The organism is Solwaraspora sp. WMMA2056, from assembly GCF_030345095.1.
Classification (GTDB): Bacteria; Actinomycetota; Actinomycetes; order Mycobacteriales; family Micromonosporaceae; genus Micromonospora_E.
The window spans coordinates 6,302,352-6,325,825 of sequence record NZ_CP128360.1 but is presented as its reverse complement, the minus strand read 5'-3'; the positions used below and the strand labels follow the sequence as shown (position 1 = coordinate 6,325,825).

At 71.7% G+C, this 23,474-nt stretch carries 20 protein-coding genes; 9 read left to right on the top strand and 11 right to left on the bottom strand.

Annotation, left to right across the window (positions count from 1 at the left end; all coding sequences use genetic code 11):
* Window positions 1–21: 21 nt before the first annotated feature.
* Window positions 22–1,377: an Hsp70 family protein gene (locus O7608_RS28655; protein WP_289207510.1), complete on the bottom strand. Its 1,356-nt coding sequence runs from the start codon at window positions 1,375–1,377 to the stop codon at window positions 22–24.
* Window positions 1,361–3,463: a hypothetical protein gene (locus O7608_RS28650; RefSeq protein ID WP_289207509.1), complete on the bottom strand. Its 2,103-nt coding sequence runs from the start codon at window positions 3,461–3,463 to the stop codon at window positions 1,361–1,363. The genes O7608_RS28655 and O7608_RS28650 overlap by 17 nt, the downstream gene beginning before the upstream one ends.
* 155 nt (window positions 3,464–3,618) lie before the next feature.
* On the opposite strand from O7608_RS28650, the gene O7608_RS28645 reads away from it, so the two are divergent.
* The 3 genes from O7608_RS28645 to O7608_RS28635 all read left to right on the top strand — a co-directional run bounded on the left by O7608_RS28645 (window position 3,619) and on the right by O7608_RS28635 (window position 6,320).
* Window positions 3,619–4,830, top strand: a complete 1,212-nt coding sequence (locus O7608_RS28645) for an RNA-guided endonuclease InsQ/TnpB family protein (protein WP_289207508.1) — start codon at window positions 3,619–3,621, stop codon at window positions 4,828–4,830.
* Between the two features lie 395 nt (window positions 4,831–5,225).
* A complete protein-coding gene (locus tag O7608_RS28640) occupies window positions 5,226–5,816 on the top strand; it encodes a TMEM165/GDT1 family protein (protein WP_289211081.1) in 591 nt (196 codons plus the stop codon).
* 111 nt (window positions 5,817–5,927) lie between these two features.
* Window positions 5,928–6,320: a cupin domain-containing protein gene (locus tag O7608_RS28635; protein ID WP_282225890.1), complete on the top strand. Its 393-nt coding sequence runs from the start codon at window positions 5,928–5,930 to the stop codon at window positions 6,318–6,320.
* A 17-nt stretch (window positions 6,321–6,337) separates the two neighbouring features.
* Here O7608_RS28635 and O7608_RS28630 read toward each other — a convergent pair whose 3' ends face one another.
* The 7 genes from O7608_RS28630 to O7608_RS28600 form a co-directional block, all read right to left on the bottom strand.
* Window positions 6,338–6,862 (bottom strand): hypothetical protein, encoded by a 525-nt coding sequence (locus tag O7608_RS28630; protein ID WP_289207507.1) that lies wholly within the window; start codon window positions 6,860–6,862, stop codon window positions 6,338–6,340.
* Window positions 6,863–6,886: 24 nt separating this feature from the next.
* Window positions 6,887–7,489 carry a GTP-binding protein gene (locus tag O7608_RS28625; protein ID WP_289211080.1) on the bottom strand — a complete coding sequence of 201 codons (603 nt, stop codon included), beginning with the start codon at window positions 7,487–7,489 and terminating at the stop codon, window positions 6,887–6,889.
* Between the two features lie 22 nt (window positions 7,490–7,511).
* Complete coding sequence (locus O7608_RS28620; protein WP_289207506.1) at window positions 7,512–8,045, bottom strand: DUF742 domain-containing protein; 534 nt, start codon at window positions 8,043–8,045, stop codon at window positions 7,512–7,514.
* Complete coding sequence (locus O7608_RS28615; RefSeq protein WP_289207505.1) at window positions 8,042–8,527, bottom strand: roadblock/LC7 domain-containing protein; 486 nt, start codon at window positions 8,525–8,527, stop codon at window positions 8,042–8,044. Before O7608_RS28615 ends, O7608_RS28620 begins: the two co-directional genes overlap by 4 nt.
* Window positions 8,524–11,100: a nitrate- and nitrite sensing domain-containing protein gene (locus tag O7608_RS28610; protein ID WP_289207504.1), complete on the bottom strand. Its 2,577-nt coding sequence runs from the start codon at window positions 11,098–11,100 to the stop codon at window positions 8,524–8,526. The genes O7608_RS28615 and O7608_RS28610 overlap by 4 nt, the downstream gene beginning before the upstream one ends.
* Window positions 11,101–11,134: 34 nt before the next feature.
* A complete protein-coding gene (locus O7608_RS28605) occupies window positions 11,135–12,400 on the bottom strand; it encodes a hypothetical protein (protein WP_289207503.1) in 1,266 nt (421 codons plus the stop codon).
* 389 nt (window positions 12,401–12,789) lie between these two features.
* Window positions 12,790–14,160 (bottom strand): MGH1-like glycoside hydrolase domain-containing protein, encoded by a 1,371-nt coding sequence (locus O7608_RS28600; RefSeq protein ID WP_289207502.1) that lies wholly within the window; start codon window positions 14,158–14,160, stop codon window positions 12,790–12,792.
* 238 nt (window positions 14,161–14,398) lie between these two features.
* Here O7608_RS28600 and O7608_RS28595 point away from each other — a divergent pair, with 238 nt between their 5' ends.
* Window positions 14,399–15,157 carry an aldo/keto reductase gene (locus O7608_RS28595; RefSeq protein WP_421357408.1) on the top strand — a complete coding sequence of 253 codons (759 nt, stop codon included), beginning with the start codon at window positions 14,399–14,401 and terminating at the stop codon, window positions 15,155–15,157.
* 51 nt (window positions 15,158–15,208) lie between these two features.
* Here the strand turns inward: O7608_RS28595 and O7608_RS28590 are convergent, their stop codons facing one another.
* Together O7608_RS28590 and O7608_RS28585 are read right to left on the bottom strand one after the other, a co-directional pair.
* Window positions 15,209–16,342, bottom strand: coding sequence for a glycoside hydrolase family 12 protein (locus tag O7608_RS28590; RefSeq protein ID WP_289207501.1), 1,134 nt, complete (start codon window positions 16,340–16,342; stop codon window positions 15,209–15,211).
* Between the two features lie 242 nt (window positions 16,343–16,584).
* Window positions 16,585–17,358 (bottom strand): IclR family transcriptional regulator, encoded by a 774-nt coding sequence (locus O7608_RS28585; protein ID WP_289207500.1) that lies wholly within the window; start codon window positions 17,356–17,358, stop codon window positions 16,585–16,587.
* 36 nt (window positions 17,359–17,394) lie between these two features.
* Between O7608_RS28585 and eda the strand changes: the two genes are divergently transcribed.
* From eda to O7608_RS28560, 5 genes are all read left to right on the top strand, one after another.
* Window positions 17,395–18,096, top strand: coding sequence for a bifunctional 4-hydroxy-2-oxoglutarate aldolase/2-dehydro-3-deoxy-phosphogluconate aldolase (gene eda / locus O7608_RS28580; RefSeq protein ID WP_289207499.1), 702 nt, complete (start codon window positions 17,395–17,397; stop codon window positions 18,094–18,096).
* Between the two features lie 14 nt (window positions 18,097–18,110).
* Window positions 18,111–19,238 carry a sugar kinase gene (locus tag O7608_RS28575; protein ID WP_289207498.1) on the top strand — a complete coding sequence of 376 codons (1,128 nt, stop codon included), beginning with the start codon at window positions 18,111–18,113 and terminating at the stop codon, window positions 19,236–19,238.
* Between the two features lie 180 nt (window positions 19,239–19,418).
* Window positions 19,419–20,534: an FAD-dependent monooxygenase gene (locus O7608_RS28570; protein ID WP_289207497.1), complete on the top strand. Its 1,116-nt coding sequence runs from the start codon at window positions 19,419–19,421 to the stop codon at window positions 20,532–20,534.
* A 190-nt stretch (window positions 20,535–20,724) separates the two neighbouring features.
* Complete coding sequence (ctaD, locus tag O7608_RS28565) at window positions 20,725–22,485, top strand: aa3-type cytochrome oxidase subunit I (RefSeq protein WP_289207496.1); 1,761 nt, start codon at window positions 20,725–20,727, stop codon at window positions 22,483–22,485.
* Window positions 22,486–22,520: 35 nt separating this feature from the next.
* On the top strand, window positions 22,521–23,462 hold the full coding sequence (locus tag O7608_RS28560; protein WP_289207495.1) for a helix-turn-helix transcriptional regulator: 942 nt from the start codon (window positions 22,521–22,523) through the stop codon (window positions 23,460–23,462).
* Window positions 23,463–23,474 lie beyond the last annotated feature (12 nt).

Here is a 23,474-nt window from a genome sequence, read left to right as displayed (position 1 = left end):
GGGTCACGGGTCGTCGCCGGGTCAGGGGGTGGCCAGGGCGAGCCACTGGTGGCTGGCGAACTCGGCGTTCGGCGGCACCAGCAGCCGGTCCAGGCTGCCCGGTGCACCGGCTGCCAGGTCCCACAGCGCGCCCCCGGGCAGCCGGACCCGGGCCAGCGGCGTCCCGGCCGGGTACGGCTGTCCCGGGACGATCAGCCACCGCAGCAGTCGGGCCGATCCGCCCGGGATCGCGAACGACACCGGGACCATCCGGGTGGTCTCGGTCGACGCGCGGATCACCCGGGGTCCGCTGCGGGGCAGCCACCGGGCCGCGCCCTGCACGGTGGCCAGCTCCGGCTCCTCGACCTGGCGCAGTGGACGCTGGAACGCCCGGTGCACGGCGTCGGCCACCGCAGGCATCCGGGCGCCGCCGCCGACCAGCAGGACCGAACCCAGGCTGGCCGGCGGCACCGCCAGGTCGGCCAGCAGCTGCCGGCAACAGGCGATCGTCCGGTCCAGCAGCGGCGCCACCAGCTGCGCCAGGTCCGCCCGACCCAGCCGGTACGCCGGAGTGTCCGGCAGCAGGAAGTCCTCCACGGTCGAGGTGTCGCTGAGTTGATGCTTGATCCGTTTGGCGAAGTCGGTGACCGCCATCTGCAGCCGCAACGTCGCCGGCGCGGACTGGTCGGCCGCCGCCGTCGCCTGCAGCGGCGTCAGCCACTGCTGGCCGTCGGCGTGGATCCGTTCGGCCAGCAGCGCGTCGATGTCCCGGCCGCCGCAGTCGTCGATGGCGGCGTGGCCGAGTACCTCGTGCCAGCGCTCGTCGATGCGCACCAGCGCGGTGTCGAAGGTGCCGCCGCCGAGGTCGTAGACGAGCACCAGTTCTCCGGGGACCGGTGCCGGGCCGGCGACCGGGGCGAACGCGGCGGCGACCGGCTCGGGCAGCAGCTCGACCGGGCCCAGCCCGGCGGCCTCGGCGGCGGCGATCATCTGGGCCCGCCGGGGGTCGTCCGGGGCGTACGACGCCGGGATCGTTACCACGGTCCGGCGTACCGGGTGGCCGCAGCGCCGTTCGGCTTCCGCCCGCAGCGCGGTCAGCAGGGCCGCCACCTGCTCGATCGGCCGGAACCGGCGGTCGCCCAGCAGCACCGGCACGTCCGCGGCCATCCCGCGTTTGAACTCGGCGGCGTAGGCCGTCGGCTCGGAGCGTTTGCGCCGCTCCGCCAGGGCACCGACGAGCATGCTCTGGCCGTCCCAGTGCACCGCGGAGGGCCAGGCCGGGGCACCGGTCACCGGATCCGGCACCGGCGTGACGACGTCGCCGGTGACGACCGCAGCCGCCGACGACGACGTGCCGAAGTCGACCACCAGGACCGGCGGCTCAGACATCCCAGACATCGATCAGGCTCCGCTCGTTGGACTCCCAGTTGGCCAGCAGGTGCCGGCTGTCGGCACTGAATCCGACCCGGAGCCGCTGCCCGGTGCCGCCCAGGACGCGGAACAGCTCCTGCCCGGTCACGGTGTCCTGCAGCAGCATCGCGGTGATGCCGTCGAGACTGTCGGCGACGCTGGCCCGCAACTGCCCGTCGGCGCTGACCACGCTCGCGCGGAAGCCACCCAGCTGGCTCTGCTCGGCGAACTCGGGCCGGTGCTGCTGCCACGCGTCGTCGGTGATCCGGTCGATGCGCTCGCCGGTCCGCAGATCCCACAGCGTCACGACGGTCCGGCGGTACCGGCCGACGGCCCTGGTGCGGCCTTCCGCCGCCGCCCGCCAGCCGGTCTCGTCGACCAGCACCCGGTGCGGTTCGCCGGGGTCGCGGAACCGTACGGTGAGTTTGCCGGTCTCGATGTCCCACACCGACAGGAAGCCGTCGGTGTCCCAGGTGACCACCGCCAGCCGGCCCTCCGGGTCGAGGTACACCCGGCCCTGTGGGTCGCCGCCGGGTCCGTGGTCGGGGCGGAACTCCGCCCGTACGGTGTCGTCGGCGATCGCCCGAAGTCGGATCAGCCGCGCGGCCCGGTCGCATTCCACCAGGTGCTCACCGTCGGGGGTGAGCAGCCAGCTGCCGGTCGATTCCAGGTGCCGGCGCCGGGGCGGGGGCTGACCCTGCAGCGCGGTCGCGTCCTTGGCGGCGGCCACCACCAGCACCGGGCCGACCAGGTCACCGACGGCCACCTGCTGCCCCAGCTGGCGACCCTGCTGCGCGGCGGTGAGCTCGAAGACACGTTCGTCGGGCGTACGGATGTGGGCCAGCACCGCCCCGGCCTGGTACGGCTCGCCCGGCGGTACGCACCAGCGGGCCAGCCGGGCCCGGCCGCCGGGGATCTCCCAGGACGTCGGTTCGACCCGCCACCGGGGCGGGTCGGCGGTGACGACCCGTCCGGCGGCGCCCGCCGCGAACCGGGCCGCGCCACGCAGGACCGCCAGCTCCGGTTCCGCGGCGACCCGCAGCGGCTCGGGGGCCGCTGCCCGGTGGGCACCGCCGGGCGGCTCGTAGCCGAGGCCGGAGCGCACCGCGGCGTGCGCGGCGGACAGGTGGGCGCCGCCACCGGAGACCACCACCGCGGCGAGGTCCGCCGTGGTGGCGCCGACCGTGCCCAGCACGCCGTGGACGCTGTCGACCAGCCACCGCAGGGCGGGCGCCGCGAAGGCCTCCAGCCAGTCGCGGGTGAGCCGGTACGGCGGCGACAGCGGGGTCAGGTGGTCGACCACCTCGTCGGAGTCGACGAGCTGGTGCTTCAACCGACGGACGAAGTCGATCGCCTCGTAGTAGGCCCGCAGCCCGGCGTCACCGGGTGCGGCGAGCAACGGCTCCAGCCAGGTGCGCCCCTGGGTCCGCAGGTCGTTGATGAGCAGCGCGTCCAACTCCTGGCCGGCAGGGCTGCTCTCCTGGGCGAGCTGGACGGTGTGGCTGCCGTACACCTGCACTATGGCGGTGGTCCAGGTCGCGCCGAGGTCGCATACCAGCACCAGCGCACCGGCCGGCAGGTTGTCGGTACGGGGATCCAGGGCGGCGGCGACCGCGCCGCCGATCAGTTCGACGTCGCGGAAGCCGGCCGCCTCGCCAATCGCGATCATCGTGTCCCGCCGGGGGTCGCCGGGCAGGTAGTCGGCGGGTACGGTCAGCGTCAGCCGGTCGATCGGCCCCAGGCCGAACAGCTGCCGGGTCTCGTTGCCGACGACGGTGAGGTAGGCGGCGAGCGCTTCCGGGCCGGTGACCTCCCGGTGCTCCAGCCAGATGGAGGCGGAGGCGTCGACGGCGCGGCGCGGCCCGTCGATGTAGCGCCGTGGCATGGCGCGTTTGCGCACCTCGGCCGGCGTGCCGACCAGAAAGCCCTCGTCGGCCAGGCAGACCGAGGACGGCCAGCTCGCGGCACCACTGGCCGGCTCCTTGACCAGGGTTGTCTGGTCTGCGACGACCAGCGCCACCCGCGTACCCGATGCACCCACGTCGACCACCAGGTTCGGCTCGGTCAAGGTCATCGGATTCCTTCCGTGGATACCCCGGCCTTCAGGCCGGGGAGGAAACGGAACTCCCGCGGAGCGGGACAGGGAAAGTCGATCCGCCGCCGGGGCGGATCGGCGCCCATTACACACGCTGCCCCACGGCTCACGACCGGATCGCTAGACTGTGGACTGTGTCCAGGACCGTGAAGCGGGCGTTCAGGTACCGCTTCTACCCCACCCCCGGGCAGGCCGCAGAGCTCGCCCGGACGTTCGGCTGTGTCCGGCTGGTCTACAACAAGGCCCTGGCCGCCCGCACCGAGGCGTGGACCCAACGCCAGGAACGGATCACCTATAACCAGTCGTCGGCGATGCTGACCGGGTGGAAGAAGACCGACGAACTCGCGTTCCTCGGCGACGTCTCCTGCGTCCCTCTGCAGCAGGCGCTGCGGCATCTGCAGACCGCGTTCACCAACTTCTGGGCGAAACGCGCCCGGTATCCGACGTTCAAGTCGAGGAAGAGGTCGCGGCGGTCGGCGGAGTACACGACCAGCGCGTTCCGCTGGCGCGACGGCCGGCTCACCCTGGCGAAGATGTCTGATCCGTTGGACATCGTCTGGTCCCGGCCACTCCCGCAGGGTGCGGTGCCGTCGACGGTGACGGTGTCGCAGGACGCGGCGGGCCGTTGGTTCGTCTCCCTGCTCTGCGACGACCGGATCGAACCGGCCCCGGCCACCTCTACTGTGGTGGGGGTCGACGCCGGCCTCGACAGCCTGTTCACCCTCTCGGACGGGGAGAAGATCCCCAACCCGAGGCACGAACGCCGCGACCGCGATCGGCTGGCCCGCGCCCAACGCAACCTCGCCCGCAAGGCCAAAGGCTCGGCGAACCGGGCCAGAGCACGGCTGAAGGTCGCCCGCATCCATGCCCGGATCGCCGACCGCCGACACGACCACCTGCACAAACTCACTACTCGGCTCGTTCGTGACACCCAAACGATCGTGATCGAGGACCTGACCGTCCGCAACATGATGGCCAACCACAGTCTGGCCCGCGCCGTCTCGGACGCGGGCTGGCGGCAGTTCCGCAGCATGCTGGCCTACAAGGCGGACTGGTGCGGCCGGGACCTGGTGGTCGTGGACCGCTGGTTCCCGTCGACCCGGCTGTGCTCCGCCTGCGGCGTACTGGCTGACCGGATGCCGTTGCAGGTGCGGTCGTGGACCTGCCGGTGCGGGCAGGCCCATGACCGGGACGTGAACGCGGCCCGCAACATTCTCGCGGAGGGGCTCTCCGTGATTGCCTGTGGAGGCGGTGTAAGACCTCACCGGGAGTCCTCCTCTCGGACGGGGCGGTCGTCGGCGAAGCAGGAACCCCCTGGGGTGACCCAGGGAATCCCCATCCATTAGGGCGGGGAGGATTGTCAAGCCCTCACCACGGTTTCGGCGATTGATATCTCTGGAAGCTCCGGCATAGTGTCCGCGAGCGCCGCCGCCGCGTCCACCCTGGGCGATGGGCGCCGTTCGCCACGGATGATGGTGAACGTAACGGAAACTGCCGAGGCGGCCGGAGCCGCCCCCGTGTGTTGTGTCACTCCCGGTGGATTCGGCTGCGGTACGCGTTACGCTCAGCCCCAGCGAGGGGGAGTAGCTCCCAACATCGCGGTCGACACACTGGTGCTGCGCACCCGGCCGCGGCGACCTGACGATCTGTCGTCAGGTGGGCGAGACCTTCGACTCAGGCTGTCCAAGCCGGGTCGAGGTCCGCGTGCCCACGATCCGGCCCGAACCGGATGAGAGGCACCATGGACGGGTTCCTGACCGCCACCGCGATCAGCTTCGGCGTGATCTTCATAGCTGAGCTGGGCGACAAGTCCCAGTTGATGGCGATGACCTTCGCCACCCGGTTCAAGATGTGGCCGGTCCTGATCGGGATCACCGCGGCCACCGCCGTCGTGCACCTGGTGTCCGTCGGCATCGGGTACGGCCTCGGCGTGGCGCTGCCCACCGGCTGGATCTCCCTGGTCGCGGCGGTGGCGTTCTTCGGGTTCGCGCTCTGGACGCTGCGCGGCGACTCGCTCACCGACGAGGAGTCCCGGCGGGCGCAGCGCACCACCCGGTCGGCGATCATCGCCGTGTTCACGGCGTTCTTCCTCGCCGAGCTGGGCGACAAGACGATGCTCGCCACCATCACCCTGGCCACCCGGCACGGCTGGTTCGGTACCTGGCTCGGGTCGACCCTCGGCATGGTGGCGGCCGACGCGTTGGCCATCGTGGTTGGCCGGATGCTGGGCAGGCGACTGCCCGAGCGGGTCGTCGCCTACGGCGCCGCCGCCCTGTTCGTGCTGTTCGGCTGCTGGCTGCTGGTCGAGGCGGTCCGGGAACTGACCGGCTGACCTGCGCCCCGGGCCGGGCTGTCCGGCACCTCCGCGTCGGGTGACCTGCGCGGGGCGTGGTGTGCGTGACAACAGGCGTGACAGCCGGTCGCCGTGGGTACGGTGAACCGTATGGAGCACTTCACGATCGCCACCGTCGCTGAGCAGAGTCCGGACTTCCGGCGGGTGCTCTGGACCGGTGAGCATTCCCAGCTTGTGATCATGACCATCCCGCCGGGCGGCGAGATCGGCGAGGAGGTCCACGACGAGATCGACCAGATCCTCACCTTCGTCAGCGGCGTCGGTGAGGCGTTGGTGGCCGGTGAGCGCCGGGAGGTCGCCCAGGGCGACCTGGTGGCGGTCCCGGCCGGTACGAAGCACAACTTCCGCAACACCGGGCCCAACCCGCTGGTCCTCTACACGGTGTACGGGCCGCCGGAGCACGCCGACGGCGCCGTCCACCACACCAAGGAGGAAGCCGACGCGGCCGAGGAGTCCGGCCAGGACGAGCCGCCGAACTCCTGACCCCCGGGGGCCGTCGGTCAGCCGTCGGCGGTGCCGCCCAGCAGCGACGGGTCCTGGCGGATCAGCTCCGCCAGCCGGGCGGCCGGGCTGCCGGCCGGCGGCTCGGCACGCGGCGGCCAGTCGGGTGGTCCGCCGGCGGTCGGTACACCGACCGCCGGCGGCTCGCTGAAGGTGCCGGTGATCACAGTCGGAGCGCCGGTGCCGGTGTCCCGCCGTTCGTTGTGCCCGTGCCGGGGCCCGTCACTGGTGCGACGGTTCGCCGGGGTGGCCGGGCCGGCCGTGGCGGTGCCGGCCGTCGTGGGACCGGCGAGGTGTACCTCGACCCGGCCGCCGTGGTGGCTCACCGACAGGTCGACCGACTGGTCACCATCGGTGAGTCGGACGACCACGGCCAGCCCCGGGTGTCGCTCCACCACCTGCCGTACGGCCGCGGCGAGTTCCTCCGCCGCCGACGTGGCCCGGTCGGTGCCCTGGTTGACCCGCTTGTGCAGCTGGTCCCGTCGGGCAAGCCGGGCGAGCGCGTCGTCCAGGTCACCACGCATCTTCGACCTCCCGTTGTCATCGTCTCAGGATGGCTGACTCCTTACCGCGCGGTCCAGAGCCCGGTCAAGAACCACCAGCAGGGCGTCACGTACCGACAGCCGGTCCCGTGCGTCGAAGGCGACGATCGGGACCTTCTGGTCCGTCGCCAACGCCCACCTGACCTCGTCGATGCTGTGACTCAGCCGTCCGTTGAAGGTGTTGACTCCTACCACGAACGGCAGCCCGGCCCGTTCGAAGTAGTCGACCGCCGGATAGCAGTCGTCCAGACGTGAGCTGTCCACCACCACCAGTGCGCCGAGTGCACCCCGCGCCAGGTCGTCCCACATGAAGCCGAAACGGGTCTGACCCGGGGTGCCGAACAGGTAGAGCTTCAGGCTCCGGTCGATCGTGACACATCCGAAGTCCATTGCCACCGTGGTGGTGGTCTTGCCGGACTCCGTACCGGGGTCGTCCACGCCGACCGAGACGGCGGTCATCTCCGCCTCGGTGGTGAGCGGGGCGATCTCGGAGATCGCCCCGACAGTGGTGGTCTTGCCCACGCCGAAGCCACCCGCGATCACGATCTTCACCGGGATCGGCGCGGTACGGGTCGCCGGCCGGGGCGCGGGCCGCCGCCGGGTCCGCATCGGCAGGCCGGCGGCCAACGGGTCAGGAGATGGCACGAAGTCCACGGATCACTCGCAGGATGGTGTCGGCATCGGCAGGGGCCTCGACGTCGGGTACGTGCACGTCGAGATGATCGGTTGCCCGCAGGTCACCGACCAGCACCCGGGTCACCCCGAGGTGCAGCCCCAGCCGGGCGGAGAGTTCCGCCACGGAGATCGGGTCAGCGGCGAGCGCGATGATCGCCTGAAGTTCGGGTGCCAGGCTGTGCAGCGGTGCCGCGGGCGCGAACATGTCCGGCACCCGCGCGGTGACCTGGGTCTCCAACCCGATGTCCGGGTCGGCGCCGGCGACCCGGCCGGCGGTGAGCACGAACGGCCGCAGCCCGGACGCCGCAGTCGGGGCGCCGGTCGGGCCGGCTCCCGCGCCAGCCGGGGCGGCCGGCGGTGGAACCGGATGCCCGGTACCACCACGACCGTCGTCCGGTCCGGCTCCGTCGACCGGCGGGGTACGCAGGTAGGGGCGGATCCGCACAGGCGGCTCGGCCGGATCGTCCGCCCCGAACGGCGACCGGGTCACGACTGGACGGAGTTCTTCAACTCGGCGATCAACCGGGGAGTGAGCGCGCCACCGGCGCGCCCGGCGAACAACGTCATCTCGTACGCGACGGTGCCGAGGCTGGCCGAACGGTCGGCGACCACGCCCAGTACCGATCCGCTGCTGATCGAACTGACCAGCAGGTAGCCGTCGGCCATGTCCACCACCACCCGGTTCAAGGTGCCGAGGGAGTACCAGTTGGCGGCACCCCCGGCCAGGCTGGTCATCCCGGAGACGATCGCCGCCAACCGTTCGGCGTTGGCCCGGTCCTGGATCGCGGACATCGCCATCAGCAGGCCGTCCGAGGAGACCGCGATGGCTTCCCGGACGCCGGCGGTGCTGGAGGTGAACGAGTCCAGCAACCAGTTGAAGGTCTGCGCCTCGGCGCTGAGCGGGCCGTTCGCGGTCCCGGCCGGGGTCGGGGTCGGGCGCTCGGCGGTGTCCGGTGTGTACGGGCTGTTCATCGGTCTGGTCCTTTGCCGTGCTGAGGGTGTCCGGTGATCTCGGTGAGTGCCCGTTGGACGCCGCTTTCGAAGGCGTCCAACGAGTCCTTCGCGGCCTGCGGGTCCGGTGGCCAGGAGGCGCTGGCCGTCGGTGCGGCCGTCGGTCGGTCGGGCAGGCTGGCGCCCGGTACGCGCTGGGTCAGCCGCGCCGACCCGGCCACCTGCGGATCCTGCGCGGCCGGATCCCGCGCGACCTGCTGCTGCGCCCGCCGTACGCCGGCTTCGAACTCTTCGAGCAGGGCCCGCGCGGCCCCGGGGTCGGTCGGGGTGTCGCTGACCGCCGCCGGGCCGGTGCCGACCGGATGCTGGGCACCGGGGACCCGTTGCCGCAGCGGGCCGCGCCCGGCCGGGGCCGACTCGGCCGGCTCAGTCGCGGCTGGCACCGACCCGGCGGGACCGGCTGCGCCCGTGGCCTGGTCGCTGTCCGCACCGCCGGGTGCCCCGGAGCTGCCGGGTGCGGCGGTGCCGAAGGCGTTCCATGGCGTACCGGTGTCGAGCGATGTCGTGGCCCGGTGCAGTGCCGCCGGGTCGAAGCGGGGATCCGCCCCGACGTCGCCGACGGTGCCGACCGACGTCCGCGTCGCCGGCCGGTCGGGCTGTGGGGTGGCCGGGGCCGGCCGTACCGGGGCCGTGCCCACCGGAGACGGCCGCGCCGGGACCGGCCCCGGCGGCGGCATCCGCCTCGGTGGGGCCGGCGTCGAGGCGACGGTCGGCACCAGCAGTTCCGGCCCGAGGTCGACGGTCACGGTGACCCCGCCACCCGCCGTGGCGTCGAGCGCGACCGCGATGCCGTGCCGGCGGGCGAGCCGACCGACGACGAACAGTCCGAGCAGTTCGGTGGGGACCAGATCGAGACGTTCCCGGTGGGTCAGTCGGGCGTTCTCCTCGGCCAGCCGCTGTGCCGACAGGCCGAGCCCGCTGTCCACCACGCTGATCCGCAGGCCGTCGCCGCGTGCCGCCGCGCCGACCGTCACCCTGGTGTGCGGCGGTGAAAAGACCGTCCCGTTCTCCATCACCTCGGCCAGCAGCAGCACCAGGTCCGCGATGGCCGAGGGCACGATGGCGAAGCCGGCCGGTGCCTGTACGTCCACCCGGGTGTAGTCCTCGATCTCGCCGAGGGCGAGCCGGATGACGTCGGAGACCGGCAGCGGCGCCATGTGCTCCTCGGCTCCGGTCGATCCGGAGAGCACCACCAGGCTGCCGGCGTTGCGCCGCAGTCGGCTGGAGATGTGGTCCAGCCGGTAGAGATGTTGCAGCCGCTTCGGATCGGTCTCCTCGCGTTCCAGCCGGTCGATGACCGCGAGTTGCCGGTTGACCAGGTTCTGGGTCCGTCGGCCGACGTGACCGAACATCTGCGCCACGTTGCGCCGGCCGGAGACCTGCCGCTCGACCAGTCGGGCGGCGGTGCGCTGGACCCGGTCGAAAGCGCGGGCCAGGTCGCCGATCTCGTCGGTGGCGGTCACCTCGACCGGATCCAGTCGCACCGGGTCGGGCCGTTCGGTCTCGTCGTCGGCGACCCGGACCAGTTCGGCCTCGGCGAGTCGGGCGACCCGGTTCGCCGAACTGGTCAACCGCGCCAACGGCTGGGCGACCGAGCGGGCGACGACCAGGCTGAGCGCGACGACCGACAGCAGCACCAGCCCGGCGGCGGCGGCCACGCCGTACGCGGTCAGCAGGATCTGGTTCTGTCGTTCGGTGACCTCGACGGTGACGTCGATGACGATCTTGCGTTCGACGAACCGGCCGAGTGCGATCAGCGACTCCAACGAGGGGAAGAGCGCGTCGACCGACAGCCCGGCCAGTGCCTCGGTCGGGTCGACGGTGAACCCGTCGCGGGCACCGCTGCGTGAGTCGTCGGTGAAGCCGCTGCCGAGCCGCTCGTCGACGGCCTGCTCGACCAGCGTGTAGAGCGCCACCTGGTCGGCGGAGGCGAAGCGACTGAACCGGGCGGCGTTCTCCTGGGTGGAGACCAGGCTCATCGCGTACCGGGTCGCCGCTTGCGGGCTGCGCTCGGCGACGACCAGCAGCATGTGGCTCGCGCCGGAGCTGATCGCGTCGTCGAGGCGCAGCGCGGCGTCGAACGCCACGATCTGCCGGCCCTCGGCGGTGGCCACGTCGGCCGCGTCGACCAGGTGCAACGCGTCGATGAGCCGCACGATCAGATTGCCGTACGTGGTCATCACCTGGTCGCTGTCGGCGGTGCGCGCCAGGACGCCGGCCCTGGTCTCGGCGAGGTCGTCGACCGCGGCCACCGCCGCGTCGAGCTCCGGGCCGATTCCGGCTCCGAGGTCGGCCCGGATGTCGGCGATCCGGTCGGTGATCGCGGCTTCGTGCAGGACGAGCCGGGAACGGTCGACCGCGCCGACCAGGTGACCGACCGCGAGCAGCCGTTCCAGCTGGAGGTCCTGGACGAGCGAGCCGATCCGCCCGCCGACCTGCACCGACCGTACGGTGTCCGCCGCCCGGGCCGCCAGCGCGACACGGTCGACGACGATCGGCACGGTCAGCGCGGCGACAGCGATCAGCGGGATCATGACCAGGAGCGCCAGTTTCCCGCGGATGCGGAGTCTATCGAGCAGCAACGGTCGGCTCCCAGTGTCGGCTGTCCGATGTGACCCCGTCGGCGTCGTCGGCCGGCCCGGCCCGGCCGCCGGTCGCCGGCGGGCCGTCGGTGGGTCCGGTGCCGACAGGTGGAGTGCGCGGCCCCGCCGCCGCGCTGTACGCGAGCAGCACCGGGACGCTGACCAGGCAGACCGCCAGGATCAGTACGCCGACCGACAGCCACTGGTCGCGCTGTGACCCGCTGATCCGGTCGGCCAGCAGACCGTCCAGCTCGGCCAGCATCGTGCCGGCAAGTTCAGCCCCCGCCGACTGCGCCTCCCCCCGCAGCGCGACCAGCTGTCCCAGGTCCGGTACAGCGGCGGCGCGGGTGGCCCGGTCGTCGTCGCCGGAACCGCCGTCGCTGCCGCTGCCGCCGTCGCTGCCCGTGCCGTCGCCGGAGTCGTCCTCGGACTGCGCGGCCCGGGCCAGTTCGGCGGCTGCGGTGTTCAGGATGGCGGCCGCCGCGGCGATGGCGTCCATGCTGCGCTGGAACCGGTCCACCTGGGTCAGCAGGTTGCTGCTCATCGTCCGGCTGTCGGTGCTCTCCACCGCAGCCTGGACGTTGCTGGCCAGGTCGTCGGCGGGAGAGAGGATGTCGCTGGTGGCACCGATCAGTTCGACCAGCGCCAACGGCCGTTCCTGCGCCGGCCGGGTCGGCAGCAGGACGGCGAGGTCGGCGAACCGCCCGGTGGCGATGAGCGCCTCGGGCAGTTCCTCAGCCGCGCCGTCGGAGAGGTGGTAGGCGTCGCCTTCCGGGTCACGGACCAGGTTGGAGCTTTCCCGGATCCGGTCGTAGTGCGCCAGCAGCAGGTCGGTGGTCTGCCGGTAGGCGTCGAACGCCGCCGTCGGCTCGTCGAAACGTCGGTCCGGCAACGCCTCGACGGCCGCCCGTAGTGACGTCCAGCGCTGCTGGACCCGCAGCGAGGCGCCGACGCGCTGGTCGACCTCGGCCACCGCGTCCAACGCCCGGGTGAGCGCCTCGGCGTTGACCGGCTGCCGGGCCACGGCGGCCGACTGGGCGTCGACCAGCGCCATGGTCAGCTCGTTGAGCGCGGCCAGGTAGGCCACGCCCTCTCGTTCCCGTTGCGCGAAGGCGACGTCGGCCGACGTGCCGCGCCACAGTTGGACGAAGAGCACGCAGACCGGCACCAGCACCAGTACGGTGACCGCCGATCGCAGCAGTGGTCCATCGAGCCGTCGCCTCCGGCGTACGGTCTCGTGTGCAGGTTGCATCGCCCACCCCCCTGGCGGTTCGCCGCGAATTGCCGGGCTGCCTTCTGGACGGTCTGATGTCGACCGTGTCGTCGGTGCCCCGCCGGCACGGAAAGATAGATGGCGAGCCTGGCAGGCCGGAACCATCCGTGAGGCCTTCAGTCGCGCACCGTACGGTGGATGTCATCTCTCCGTGTTCAGATGTTCACCTGCTGCAACATTTCTCTGTCCTGCAAACGATTTCCGGGAAATATGTCCTTTATGAGAGAATCAACGGCATGTGCGGGTGGCCCGCCGAATGGGTATTGGTATCAGGCGGAGTGTCGGATCGGCGTTGGTCGACACGTTCTGAGTGACCGGAGAACGGCGGGTGGGGCCCCGTCGTGTGATCAGGGGTGTCCATCGTGTGCTCAGTCGCCATCGGCCAACAGGTCGAGCAGGAGGGCGGCGGTCCAACTGAACGCCGCCGCGCCCACCCCGGCCCCGGTCACCGGGTGGAAGTACTCGTAGTAGCCGGACCTGCCGACCAGGTCGATCATGGCCGCCCGCAGCCTGTCGGCCTCGGTGGCGCAGCCGTGGGCGCGCAGTCCACGCCAGAGCAGCCAGTTGATGTTGATCCAGACCGGACCCCGCCAGTACCGCACCGGGTCGAAGTCGGTGGCGGTCCGGTCGTAGCTGGGCACCGGCATGGCCGCCGACATCCCGAACCGGTCGGACCCGAGCACCGCCACCAGCGCCGCCACCCGGTCGGCCGGCAGGTCCGGCAGGATCAGCGGCACCAGTCCGTTCACGCACCGGGCCGGGCTGAGCCGGCCGGTCCGCACGTCACGCGCGTGGTACATGCCGGTGCGCGGATTCCACAGCCGATCGTCGATCGCGCGGGTGATGTGCCCGGCCCGGGCCAGGTGCCGGGCGGGATCGGCGCCGACCACGCCGGCGATCGCGGCCAGCGCCCGCTCGGCGGCACCCAGCAGCGCGTTGAAGGTCGGGCATTCGACGACGAAGCCGTGCCGGTCGGCGAGCGCGTCGTCGGCGTAGTCGTGGTCGCGGTACGCCAGGGCGAGTGCCACGAACCGGGCGTAGTCCTCGTCGGTCGGCCGGTGCGCCACCGCGGCGACCCGGTTGTCGTGTCGCTGCCGCCCGGTGAGGACCGTCAGGTCGGCCGGTACGGCGGCCAGGGCCGTGTCCCAGGCCGGGCTGTTGTCCAGCCCCGACTCCCACGGGTGCACGATGGCGGCCAGCCCGCCGCCACCGGCGTCGCGGCGACCCAGCAGGTAGTCCTGCGCCGCCACCAGCCGGGGGTAGAACCACCGGAGCTGGGCCAGGCCGACGGCGTCGGGGGCCCGCTGGTAGAGCTCCCAGACCGCCAGCGCGTGCGCCGGTGGTTGGACGATGCCCGTACCGTCGGGGTGGCCCGGTCGGCGCAGCGGCACCTGCCAGAACCCGGGCCCCGGGAAGTAGTCCCGTTCGGCGATGCCGGGATCGAAGACGATGTGCGGGACCCGGCCGTCCGGCCACTGCGCCAGGAACAGGCTGCGCAGATCCTGCCACGCCCGGTCCGGGGCGAGGCGGGCCAGCCCGATCGCGATGAACGCGGCGTCCCAGCTCCACTGGTGCGGGTAGAGGGTGCGTGACGGCACCGTGTGGCGACCGGACCAGTTGGCCTCGAGCACGGCCCGGGCCGCCGGCCACAGCTCGTGCCGGCCACCGCCGCCCGGCTCGGCCTCGGCGGGTGGCGCGACCGGCGGTACGGCCGACGTCGTGGTGTCGATGATGCTCATGTGGTTCCGTTCCCGTTTCTGGTCCGTGCTTCCGGTCGGCGGGCGCGCGTGCCCGGACCGCCCACCCGGCGACCGGGTGGGTGACGACGAATGTACGCGCGGTGAACAGCATGTGGTGTCGGCCCGGCCCGACGGTAGGGTCGGTCGGCCACTGGCCGATGCGTCGTCCGGCCGAGGTATAGGCACAGGTCGGCGTGGGTAGTCGGCGAGCATGGCGACCCACGGTGAGCAGCTCGGGGTGTCTCTGGGACCCGGCGTGGACATGCCGATGCTGGGCTTCGGGACCTGGCAGGCGACGGGGGAGTCCGGCTACCGGGCGGTACGGGCCGCGCTGGACGCCGGTTACCGGCACCTGGACACCGCCACGATGTACGGCAACGAGGCCGAGGTCGGCCGGGCGGTCCGGGACAGCGGGCTGGACCGGCAGGAGGTCTTCATCACCACCAAGCTCCCGCCCGAGCGCCTCGGCCAGGAAGCGGAGACCCTCGCCGCCAGCCTGGCCGCGCTGGCGACGGAGTACGTCGACCTGTGGCTGATCCACTGGCCGCCGCGCGGTGGTGCCGCCGTACCCACCTGGCGGGAGTTCATCGCCCAACGCGACGCCGGGGTGGTGCGGGCGATCGGGGTCAGCAACTACAGCCTGGCCCAGATCGACGAACTCATCGAGCAGACCGGGGTACGCCCGGCGGTCAACCAGGTGCCGTGGGCGCCGGCGATGCACGACAGCCGTACGTTGGCCGAGCACCAGGAACGGGACGTGGTGGTGGAGGGGTACAGCCCGTTCCGCAACACCGACCTGGACGATCCACTGCTGGTCGAGGTGGCCGGGCGGCACCGCGTCACCCCGGCCCAGGTGGTGCTGCGGTGGCACCTGCAGCACGGCATCGTGGTGATCCCGAAGTCGGTGACGCCGCAGCGGATCGTCGCCAACGCCGACGTCTTCGGGTTCCGCCTCACCCCGGACGAGATGGCCGCCATCGACCAGCTGCGGGACTGAGCCACCGTCCGGTGCGCTCCGCGCCGGACGGTGGCTCGGTCCGTGCCGCGGTCAGCCGGTGGTGCAGGAGGTGCCGTTGAGCGTGAAGTTGGTCGGCGAGGAGTAGGACCCGCTGTAGGTCCCCTGGTAGCCGAACGAGGCGGTCGCGCCCGGCGCCAGGGTGCCGTTCCAGGCGATGTTGCGGGCCGTCACCGAGGAACCGCTCTGCGACACGGTCGCGTTCCACGAGCTGGTGATCGACTGCCCGGCCGGCAGCTGGTACGCCAACGTCCACCCGTTGACGGTGCCGCTACCCGTGTTGGTGATCCGCACCTCGGCGGTGAAGCCGCTGTTCCAGGTGTTCGGGGTGTAGCTGACCCGGCAGGCGCCGCTGCCCGGCGGCGGCGTGGTGGGCGGCGGCGGCGCGGTCGTGGGTGGCGGTGCCCCGCCGGTGTTGACCGCCGCCGAGAACGAGTTCACCCCGATCCCGACGCCGCCGTTCCACGGCTCGAAGCCGGCCTGGATGCTGGTCAGGTACCACGAGTTGGTGATCTGGCCCCGGTTGCGCACGTCGGCGATGAAGGCCATCGCGTCGAAACTCCAACTGCTGAACGACGACTGGGCGAGGTACGACACCACGTTGTTGCTGCCGTTGCTGCCGGTCCAGACCTGGAAGCTGCGGCCGGCGATGGTGGTGGTGCCGACCGGTGAACCGATCGGTTGGATGGAGCCCTGCCGGTGGAACCAGATCATGATCTCCATCTGGCTGACCCCGTCGGTGCGGGGCGTCGGGTCCAGCCAGATGTCGTACGACGCGTTGTAGGTGCCTCCGCCCACGTACGTGTAGTTGATGCTGGTCGGCGCGCTGCTGATCCGGCTGACCTGCATCGGCAGGTTGGTGCCGGGGGAGCAGTTGGTGTAGTGGCAGCCCAGGAAGACCGACGGGTACGACACGGGCGCCCCGTTGGTGGGTGAGCTGCCCTGCTGCGACGTCACCGAGAACCCGGTGCTGGTGACGTTGATGCACTGCTGAGCGGTCGTGCCCCAGCGATTGTTCTGCACCACGTAGCGGCCCTGGATGGTGGTGCTGCCGTACTGCTCGCAGATCACCGTGTCCGCCTGCGCGGGGGCGGCGGTGACGACGGCGAGAACTCCGCCGACGAGGAGCGCCGCTGCGGCCGCTGCGGCGCGGATGGGACGTCTCATTGCACTCCTTCGGTGTCCGTGCTGGGTGCGGATAGGAGGGTTCAACGTGACGGGAGCGCTCCCACAAAGCTATGACACATTTACATGTATGAAAAGAGTCGGCAATGCCGGCCGGTGGCCGGGGCCGGCTGGCGATCCGGACCGCCAGCCGGCTACCCGCAGGTGATGGCGGAATGCCGTTCATCATGTCGAACGTCGCTGGCGGACGCCCGGACGCCCGTCAGCGGGTCGACGGCCGGGGATCAGTGGGTGACCAGGGTGCGGGCGGCGCGGACCTGCCCGGCGGCCGCCCGCAACGCCTCGACGATCCGGGCCTCGACCGCGTCGTCCCACCTGGCCGACGGGATGGAAAGGCTGATCGCGTCGGTCGCCGGCTGGCGCAGCGGCATCGCCATCGCGACGCAGACGATGCCCTCGGCGTTCTCCGCACGATCAACCGCGTAACCGCGGTCGCGGATCTCGGCCAGTGCGGCGTGCAGGGTGGCCGGATCCTCGATCGTCTGTGGGGTCATCCGGCGCAGTGGCCAGGTCAGCAACCGGTCGACGGTGTCGTCGGGGTGCTCGGCGAGCAGCGCCTTGCCCAGCGCGGTGGCGTGGGCCGGCAGGTGCCGCCCGATCGCGCTGTACAGCCGCAACGGGTGGATCGACTCGCGTTTTGCCAGGTAGACGACGTGTGGCCCGTCCAGTCGACCGAGGTGGACGGTCTCGCCGAACTGCCCGGCCAGCTCGTCCAGGACGGTGTCGAGCAGGCTGACCGCGTCGTCGGCGGCGAGGTAGGCGGCACCGACCTGGAGCGCGCGTACCCCGAGGCCGAACCGGGTGCCGGTCGGATCGGTCTCCACCCAGCCGCGCTGCAGCATCGTGCGCAGGATCCCGTGCAGGCTGCTCTTCGGGATCTCCAGCAGTCGGGCCAGGTCGCCCAGGGACTGCTGACCGGGCGCGGCGGCCAGTGCCTCCAGCACCTCCAGCGTGCGGCCGGCGGACTTCACCGGTTGGAATCCATCGCGCACCGTCATGGCCGTCACTGTAGCCGGGTTGACAGCATCGATGCCTTGAGTATCGTCACGTATGTGACCAACGTTCAAGATGACGAACAGACACCCGAGCCGGTCGCCGCTGGTGACGTCACGTCGGTGATCGGTGCCGGTCGGATCGTCCCGGTGGTGGTGCTGGCCGACCCGACCGGTGCCGCGCCGCTGGCCGAGGCGTTGGCCGCCGGCGGGCTGCGTACCGCCGAAGTGACCTTCCGGACCCCGGCGGCCGCCGACGCGATCGCGGCGATGGCCACCCGGACGGACCTGGTGGTCGGCGCCGGCACGGTGCTCACCGCCGAGCAGGTCGACCGGGCCGTCGACGCCGGTGCCCGGTTCGTGGTCAGCCCCGGCTTCGGGCCCGCCGTGGTCCGCCGCTGCCAGCAGCGCGGCGTGCCGGTCTTCCCCGGCGTCGCCAGCGCCACCGAGATCCAGATGGCGCTCGACGCCGGCCTCGACACGGTGAAGTTCTTCCCGGCCGAGCAGCTCGGCGGCATCGGGATGGTCGCCGCCCTCGCCGCCCCGTTCCGTTCGGTCCGGTTCATTCCGACCGGCGGCGTCACCACCGGCAACCTCGCCGGTTATCTGGCCCACCCGGCGGTCCTCGCCGTCGGCGGCACCTGGATGGTCGCCCCGCGCCTGCTCGCCGCCGGCGACTGGGCCGAAGTGACCCGGCTGACCGCCGCCGCCGTCGCCGCGGCCCGGGCCGCCACCCGATCCTGACAAGGAGCCAACAGATGTCCGGACAGCCCACCGCCGGGGCGGCGTCGCTGCGCCCCCGACCGGCCGCCGAGTGTCGCTACGACCTGGTCTCGCTCGGCGAGATCATGCTGCGGCTCGACCCGGGCGAGGGACGGGTCCGCACCGCACGCTCGTTCCGGGTCTGGGAGGGCGGTGGCGAGTACAACGTGGCCCGGGGCCTGCGTCGCTGCTTCGGTCTGCGGACCGCGGTGGTCACCGCGTTCGCCGACAACGAGGTCGGGCGGCTGCTGGAGGACCTCGTGCTGACCGGCGGCGTCGACACCTCGTACGTGCGCTGGCTGCCCTACGACGGGACCGGCCGCGCCGTGCGCAACGGACTGAACTTCACCGAGCGGGGCTTCGGGGTCCGGGGCGCGGTCGGCACCTCCGACCGGGGGCACAGCGCCGCCAGCCAGTTGCGCCCCGACGACGTCGACTGGGACCACCTGTTCGGCACGCTCGGCGTTCGTTGGCTGCACACCGGCGGCATCTACGCCGCGTTGTCCGAGACCACCCCGGAGACCATCGAGGCGGCCATGGTCGCCGCCCGTCGGCACGGCACGATCATCTCGTACGACCTGAACTACCGGCCCAGCCTCTGGAAGGCTGTCGGCGGCCAGTCCCGGGCGCAGGAGGTCAACCGGCGGTTGGCCGGCTACGTCGACGTCATGATCGGCAACGAGGAGGACTTCACCGCTAGCCTCGGGTTCGCCGTACCGGACACCGACGACAGCCTGTCCGAGCTCGAGGTGGCGAACTTCCAGCGGATGATCACCGAGGTCACCCGGGCGTACCCGAACTTCGCGGTGGTCGCCACCACGTTGCGGACGGTCCGCACGGCGACGGTGAACGACTGGGGAGCGATCGCCTGGTCCGCCGCGACCGGCTTCGTCCAGGCCACCCACCGGCCGGGACTGGAGATCCTGGACCGGGTCGGCGGGGGCGACAGCTTTGCCTCCGGGCTGGTCTACGGCCTGCTCGAAAAGGGCGACCTCGCGACGGCGGTCGAGTACGGTGCCGCGCACGGCGCACTGGCGATGACCACGGCCGGTGACACCTCGACGGCCAGTCTCAAGGAGGTGGAGGCGCTGGTCGGCGGTGGCGGTGCGCGGGTGCAACGTTGAGCGTGGACTCCCGCTGGCCCGCCGCACCGGTTAAGATTTCCATCGGTGGATATTTCCCATCGATCTGATTCACGGACCGGCGCGTACAAACAGGGCGGAATAGGCCTACCGCAGGCGGTGTTGCCGGCAGTAGTCTCTTGGCTCCGATGAGTGTCTATTCCCCCGGAGGCGGCGCGGACCATGGCTCAAGCACCCATGCGCGTGCTCGTCGTCGGTGCCAGTGTCGCCGGCCTGGCTGCGGCCCGAGCGCTGCGGCTGGCCGGCCTGCGGCCCCAGGTGGTGGAGAAGCTCGACCCGACCGTGGTGCCCACGGCCGGCATCTTCCTGCCCGGCAACGCGATCCGCGCCCTGCGTGACCTCGGCCTGGACAGTCCGCTGCGCCCGCTCGGAGCCGTCGTGCGTCGACAACGGTTCCTCGACGTCGCCGGTACCGAGTTGTGCGCCGTCGACCTCGACCGGCTCTGGCAGGGGGTCGGCGAGTGCCGGGCACTGCCAAGGGCCGACCTGCACCGGGTGCTGCTCACCGGGGCCGGCGGTGCGGTCCGGCACCGGACCGAGGTCCGGGAGCTGGAACTCGGTGACGAGACCACCAAGGTCGCGTTCGGCGACGGCTCGTTCGCCGAGTACGACCTGATCGTCGGTGCCGACGGTCGCCGGTCGACGGTCCGGCAACTGGCCGAGCTCGGTGGCGCACCGCATCCGGTCGGCCAGATCGCCTACCGCAGCGTCGTCACCGGCGGCCCGGAGATCACCGAGTGGACCGCCCTGCTCGGCCGGCGCTGCGGCGTCGTGCTGACACCGATGGGCTACGGCCGGACCTATCTGTACGCCGACGAACGGCTGCCGGCCGGGTCGGCGCCACCGGCCGACCCGCTGCTGCGGCTGCGGGAGCTGCTCGCCGACTTCCGTGGCCCGGTCCCGGCCGTGCTGGACGCGGTGGAGAAGGTGCAGGTCGCCGTCACCGACGAGGTCGAGCTCGGCAGCTGGTCACGGGGGAACGTGGTGCTGGTCGGTGACGCCGCCCACGCCACCGCGCCGACCCTGTCACAGGGGGCGGCGATGGCGTTCGAGGACGCGCTGGTGCTGGCCGAGCTGGTCCGCGACCGACCCACCGTGGTCGAGGCGCTGGCCGGTTACGAGAGCCGCCGCCGGCCGCGTACCCGATGGGTGCTGGAGCGGACCCGCGACCGGGACCGGACCCGCGACGTCGCACCGCACCTTCGTGACCGGCTGCTGCGTGCCGAGGGCACCCGGATCCTCGCCGACCACTACCGGCTGCTCGTCGATCCGGTGTGACAGGCCGGGCGGCTCTGCCCGGTCGCTCCGCCCGGTGGCCAGGGTGCCACCCGGCCGATGGTGACCCGGCCACGGGTGCGGGCACCCGGCGTGCGGACCCACCGTGAACGGGGACTATCCTGCCTGCGAGGCACGGCCAGCGGAGCACCAGCGCGGGTGCCGTGGGATTGACGAGAACCGGAGGCCATTCGTGACCACCGTCGCACCGAAGCCGATCGCGACCCGGCCCTTCCCGGTCCACCAGCCGGTCCGGGGCTCGGCCATGGCGCGGCTGCTGCGTACGACCGACGCGAAGCAGATCGGGATCATGTACATGATCACCGCCTTCGTGTTCTTCATGATCGGCGGCCTGATGGCGCTGATCATGCGGGCGGAGCTGGCCCAGCCCGGGATGCAGTTCCTCTCGCCGGAGCAGTACAACCAGCTGTTCACCATGCACGGCACGATCATGCTGTTGTTCTTCGCGACGCCGATCGTGTTCGCCTTCGCGAACTACATCACGCCGATCCAGATCGGCGCTCCGGACGTGTCGTTCCCCCGGCTGAACAGCTTCGCCTACTGGTTGTACCTCTTCGGCGGCACGCTGGCCATGGGTGGCTTCCTGACCCCCGGTGGTGCCGCCGACTTCGGCTGGTTCGCCTACACCCCGTTGAGCAGCGTCGAGCACTCGCCCGGTGTCGGCGCGAACATGTGGATCGTCGGTCTGGCGATCTCCGGCCTCGGCACCATCCTCGGCGCGGTCAACATGATCACCACGATCCTGACCCTGCGCGCCCCCGGCATGACGATGTTCCGGATGCCGATCTTCACCTGGAACATCCTGGTCACCAGCCTCCTGGTGATCATGGTCTTCCCGCTGCTGGCCGCCGCGCTGTTCGCCCTCGCCGCCGACCGGATGCTCGGCGCCCACGTCTACGCCCCGGAGACCGGCGGCCCGCTGCTGTGGCAGCACCTGTTCTGGTTCTTCGGCCACCCCGAGGTCTACATCGTCGCGCTGCCGTTCTTCGGCATCATCAGCGAGGTCATCCCGGTCTTCTCCCGCAAGCCGATCTTCGGCTACAAGGGTCTGGTCGGTGCGACCATCGCGATCGCCGCGCTGTCCATGAGCGTCTGGGCGCACCACATGTTCGCCACCGGGGCGGTGCTGCTGCCGTTCTTCAGCTTCCTGAGCTTCCTGATCGCCGTACCGACCGGCATGAAGTTCTTCAACTGGATCGGCACGATGTGGCGGGGCCAGATCAGCTTCGAGACGCCCATGCTCTGGGCGATCGGCTTCCTGGTGACCTTCCTCTTCGGTGGCCTGTCGGGCGTGCTGCTGGCCAGCCCGCCGATCGACTTCCACGTCTCCGACTCGTACTTCGTCGTCGCGCACTTCCACTACGTGCTGTTCGGCACGATCGTGTTCGCGGTGTTCGCCGGCATCTACTTCTGGTTCCCGAAGTTCACCGGGCGGATGCTCGACGAGCGGCTCGGCCGGGTCCACTTCTGGCTGACCTTCGTCGGTTTCCACACCACCTTCCTGGTGCAGCACTGGCTCGGCGCCGAGGGCTTCCCCCGCCGGTACGCCGACTACCAGGCGATCGACGGCTGGACCACGCTGAACATGATCTCCACGGTCGGCTCGTTCGTCACCGGCATCTCGACGCTGCCGTTCATCTACAACGTGTGGAAGTCGTACAAGGCCGGTCCGCTGGTCAACGTCGACGACCCGTGGGGCCACGGCAACTCCCTGGAGTGGGCCACCAGCTCCCCGCCGCCGCTGCGCAACTTCGACCGGATGCCCCGGATCCGGTCCGAGCGGCCGGCGTTCGACCTGAAGTTCCCGGAGCTGGCCGCCGGCCACCAGTCGGTGGCGGGCCCGCCGGAGGGCGGCGCCAAGCCGCTGACCAGCGAATCCGACGGCGGTGCCACCTACCAGGAAGACACCGCGACCAACGTCGACAAGCACTGACCGACCCCGGCCGGGCTGCCGGTTAACCTGGGGAAATGGGTGACCAGCGGTTCACCGGCGCGGCCGGTCTCGCCGGGTTCAGCCAGGTGGTCCGCGAGTCGCTCGTTCCCCAGACGATCACCGTCGGCGACCCGGCGGCCTTCCAGGCCCGGATGACGGACGTGGAGATCGGCCGGCTGCGGCTGGTCTCCGCCGCGCTCGACCCGATCCGGGCGCAGCGTACGGCCGCGGCGACGACCGCAGCGGCCGGGGTGTTCCTGCTGCTGAGCCTGCGGGCACAGGGGGAGATCCGGCACCGCCACGGACACGAGGCGATCGTGCCGGGCCGGCTGGTCGTCGTACCCGGTGCCGAGGAGTTCACCGTCGAACACGCCTCGGCGGCGCGGGTGATCTTCGTCGTGCTGCCGGAGCCGGTGGTCACCGCCCGGTATCCGCTGCTGGACGGCCCGATCCGGTCGGCAGCGGTGGAACCGGTGGCCGCGGCGCTGATCCGGCAACTGCCGCACCTGATGTCGGCCGCCGAGCACGCCGGTACGGCCGGCCAACCGGACGAACTCTCCGGGATCCTCGACGCGCTGCTGCACCTGACGCTGCGGCGCACCATCGGGGACACCACCGGGCACCCGATGCTGGCCCTGCGGGTGGCCGTCGAACGGCTCGTGGAGCAGGAGCTGGCCCGGCCGGACGGCGCGCCACCGCAGCTGGGCGTGTCGGATCTGGCCGCCCGGCTGGCGGTCTCCGTACGGCAGCTGCACCGGGCGTTCGAGTCCTCCGGCGGCACGGTCGCCGACTACGTACGGCAGCGTCGCCTGGCGGCCTGCGCCCGGGCGCTGCGCGACTCGTCGGCGACGGTCACCGAGCTGGCACACCGGTACGGCTTCTCGTCCGCCTCGCACCTCGGCGTGCTGTTCCGCCAGCGGTACGGGACGAGCCCGGGGCAGTGGCGCGCAGCTGACAGGGATCCGGCGCCGCGCTGATATCACCGCCCG

Coding starts and splice junctions, on each gene's coding strand:
- O7608_RS28570 (WP_289207497.1), top strand. CDS start 19,419: ATGGCTCAAGCACCCATGCGCGTGCTCGTCGTCGGTGCCAGTGTCGCC.
- O7608_RS28615 (WP_289207505.1), bottom strand. CDS start 8,527: ATGAACAGCCCGTACACACCGGACACCGCCGAGCGCCCGACCCCGACC.
- O7608_RS28650 (WP_289207509.1), bottom strand. CDS start 3,463: ATGACCTTGACCGAGCCGAACCTGGTGGTCGACGTGGGTGCATCGGGT.
- O7608_RS28575 (WP_289207498.1), top strand. CDS start 18,111: ATGTCCGGACAGCCCACCGCCGGGGCGGCGTCGCTGCGCCCCCGACCG.
- O7608_RS28655 (WP_289207510.1), bottom strand. CDS start 1,377: ATGTCTGGGATGTCTGAGCCGCCGGTCCTGGTGGTCGACTTCGGCACG.
- O7608_RS28640 (WP_289211081.1), top strand. CDS start 5,226: ATGGACGGGTTCCTGACCGCCACCGCGATCAGCTTCGGCGTGATCTTC.
- O7608_RS28610 (WP_289207504.1), bottom strand. CDS start 11,100: ATGATCCCGCTGATCGCTGTCGCCGCGCTGACCGTGCCGATCGTCGTC.
- O7608_RS28585 (WP_289207500.1), bottom strand. CDS start 17,358: ATGACGGTGCGCGATGGATTCCAACCGGTGAAGTCCGCCGGCCGCACG.
- O7608_RS28635 (WP_282225890.1), top strand. CDS start 5,928: ATGGAGCACTTCACGATCGCCACCGTCGCTGAGCAGAGTCCGGACTTC.
- O7608_RS28600 (WP_289207502.1), bottom strand. CDS start 14,160: ATGAGCATCATCGACACCACGACGTCGGCCGTACCGCCGGTCGCGCCA.
- O7608_RS28630 (WP_289207507.1), bottom strand. CDS start 6,862: ATGCGTGGTGACCTGGACGACGCGCTCGCCCGGCTTGCCCGACGGGAC.
- O7608_RS28560 (WP_289207495.1), top strand. CDS start 22,521: ATGGGTGACCAGCGGTTCACCGGCGCGGCCGGTCTCGCCGGGTTCAGC.
- O7608_RS28605 (WP_289207503.1), bottom strand. CDS start 12,400: ATGCAACCTGCACACGAGACCGTACGCCGGAGGCGACGGCTCGATGGA.
- O7608_RS28590 (WP_289207501.1), bottom strand. CDS start 16,342: ATGAGACGTCCCATCCGCGCCGCAGCGGCCGCAGCGGCGCTCCTCGTC.
- O7608_RS28625 (WP_289211080.1), bottom strand. CDS start 7,489: ATGCGGACCCGGCGGCGGCCCGCGCCCCGGCCGGCGACCCGTACCGCG.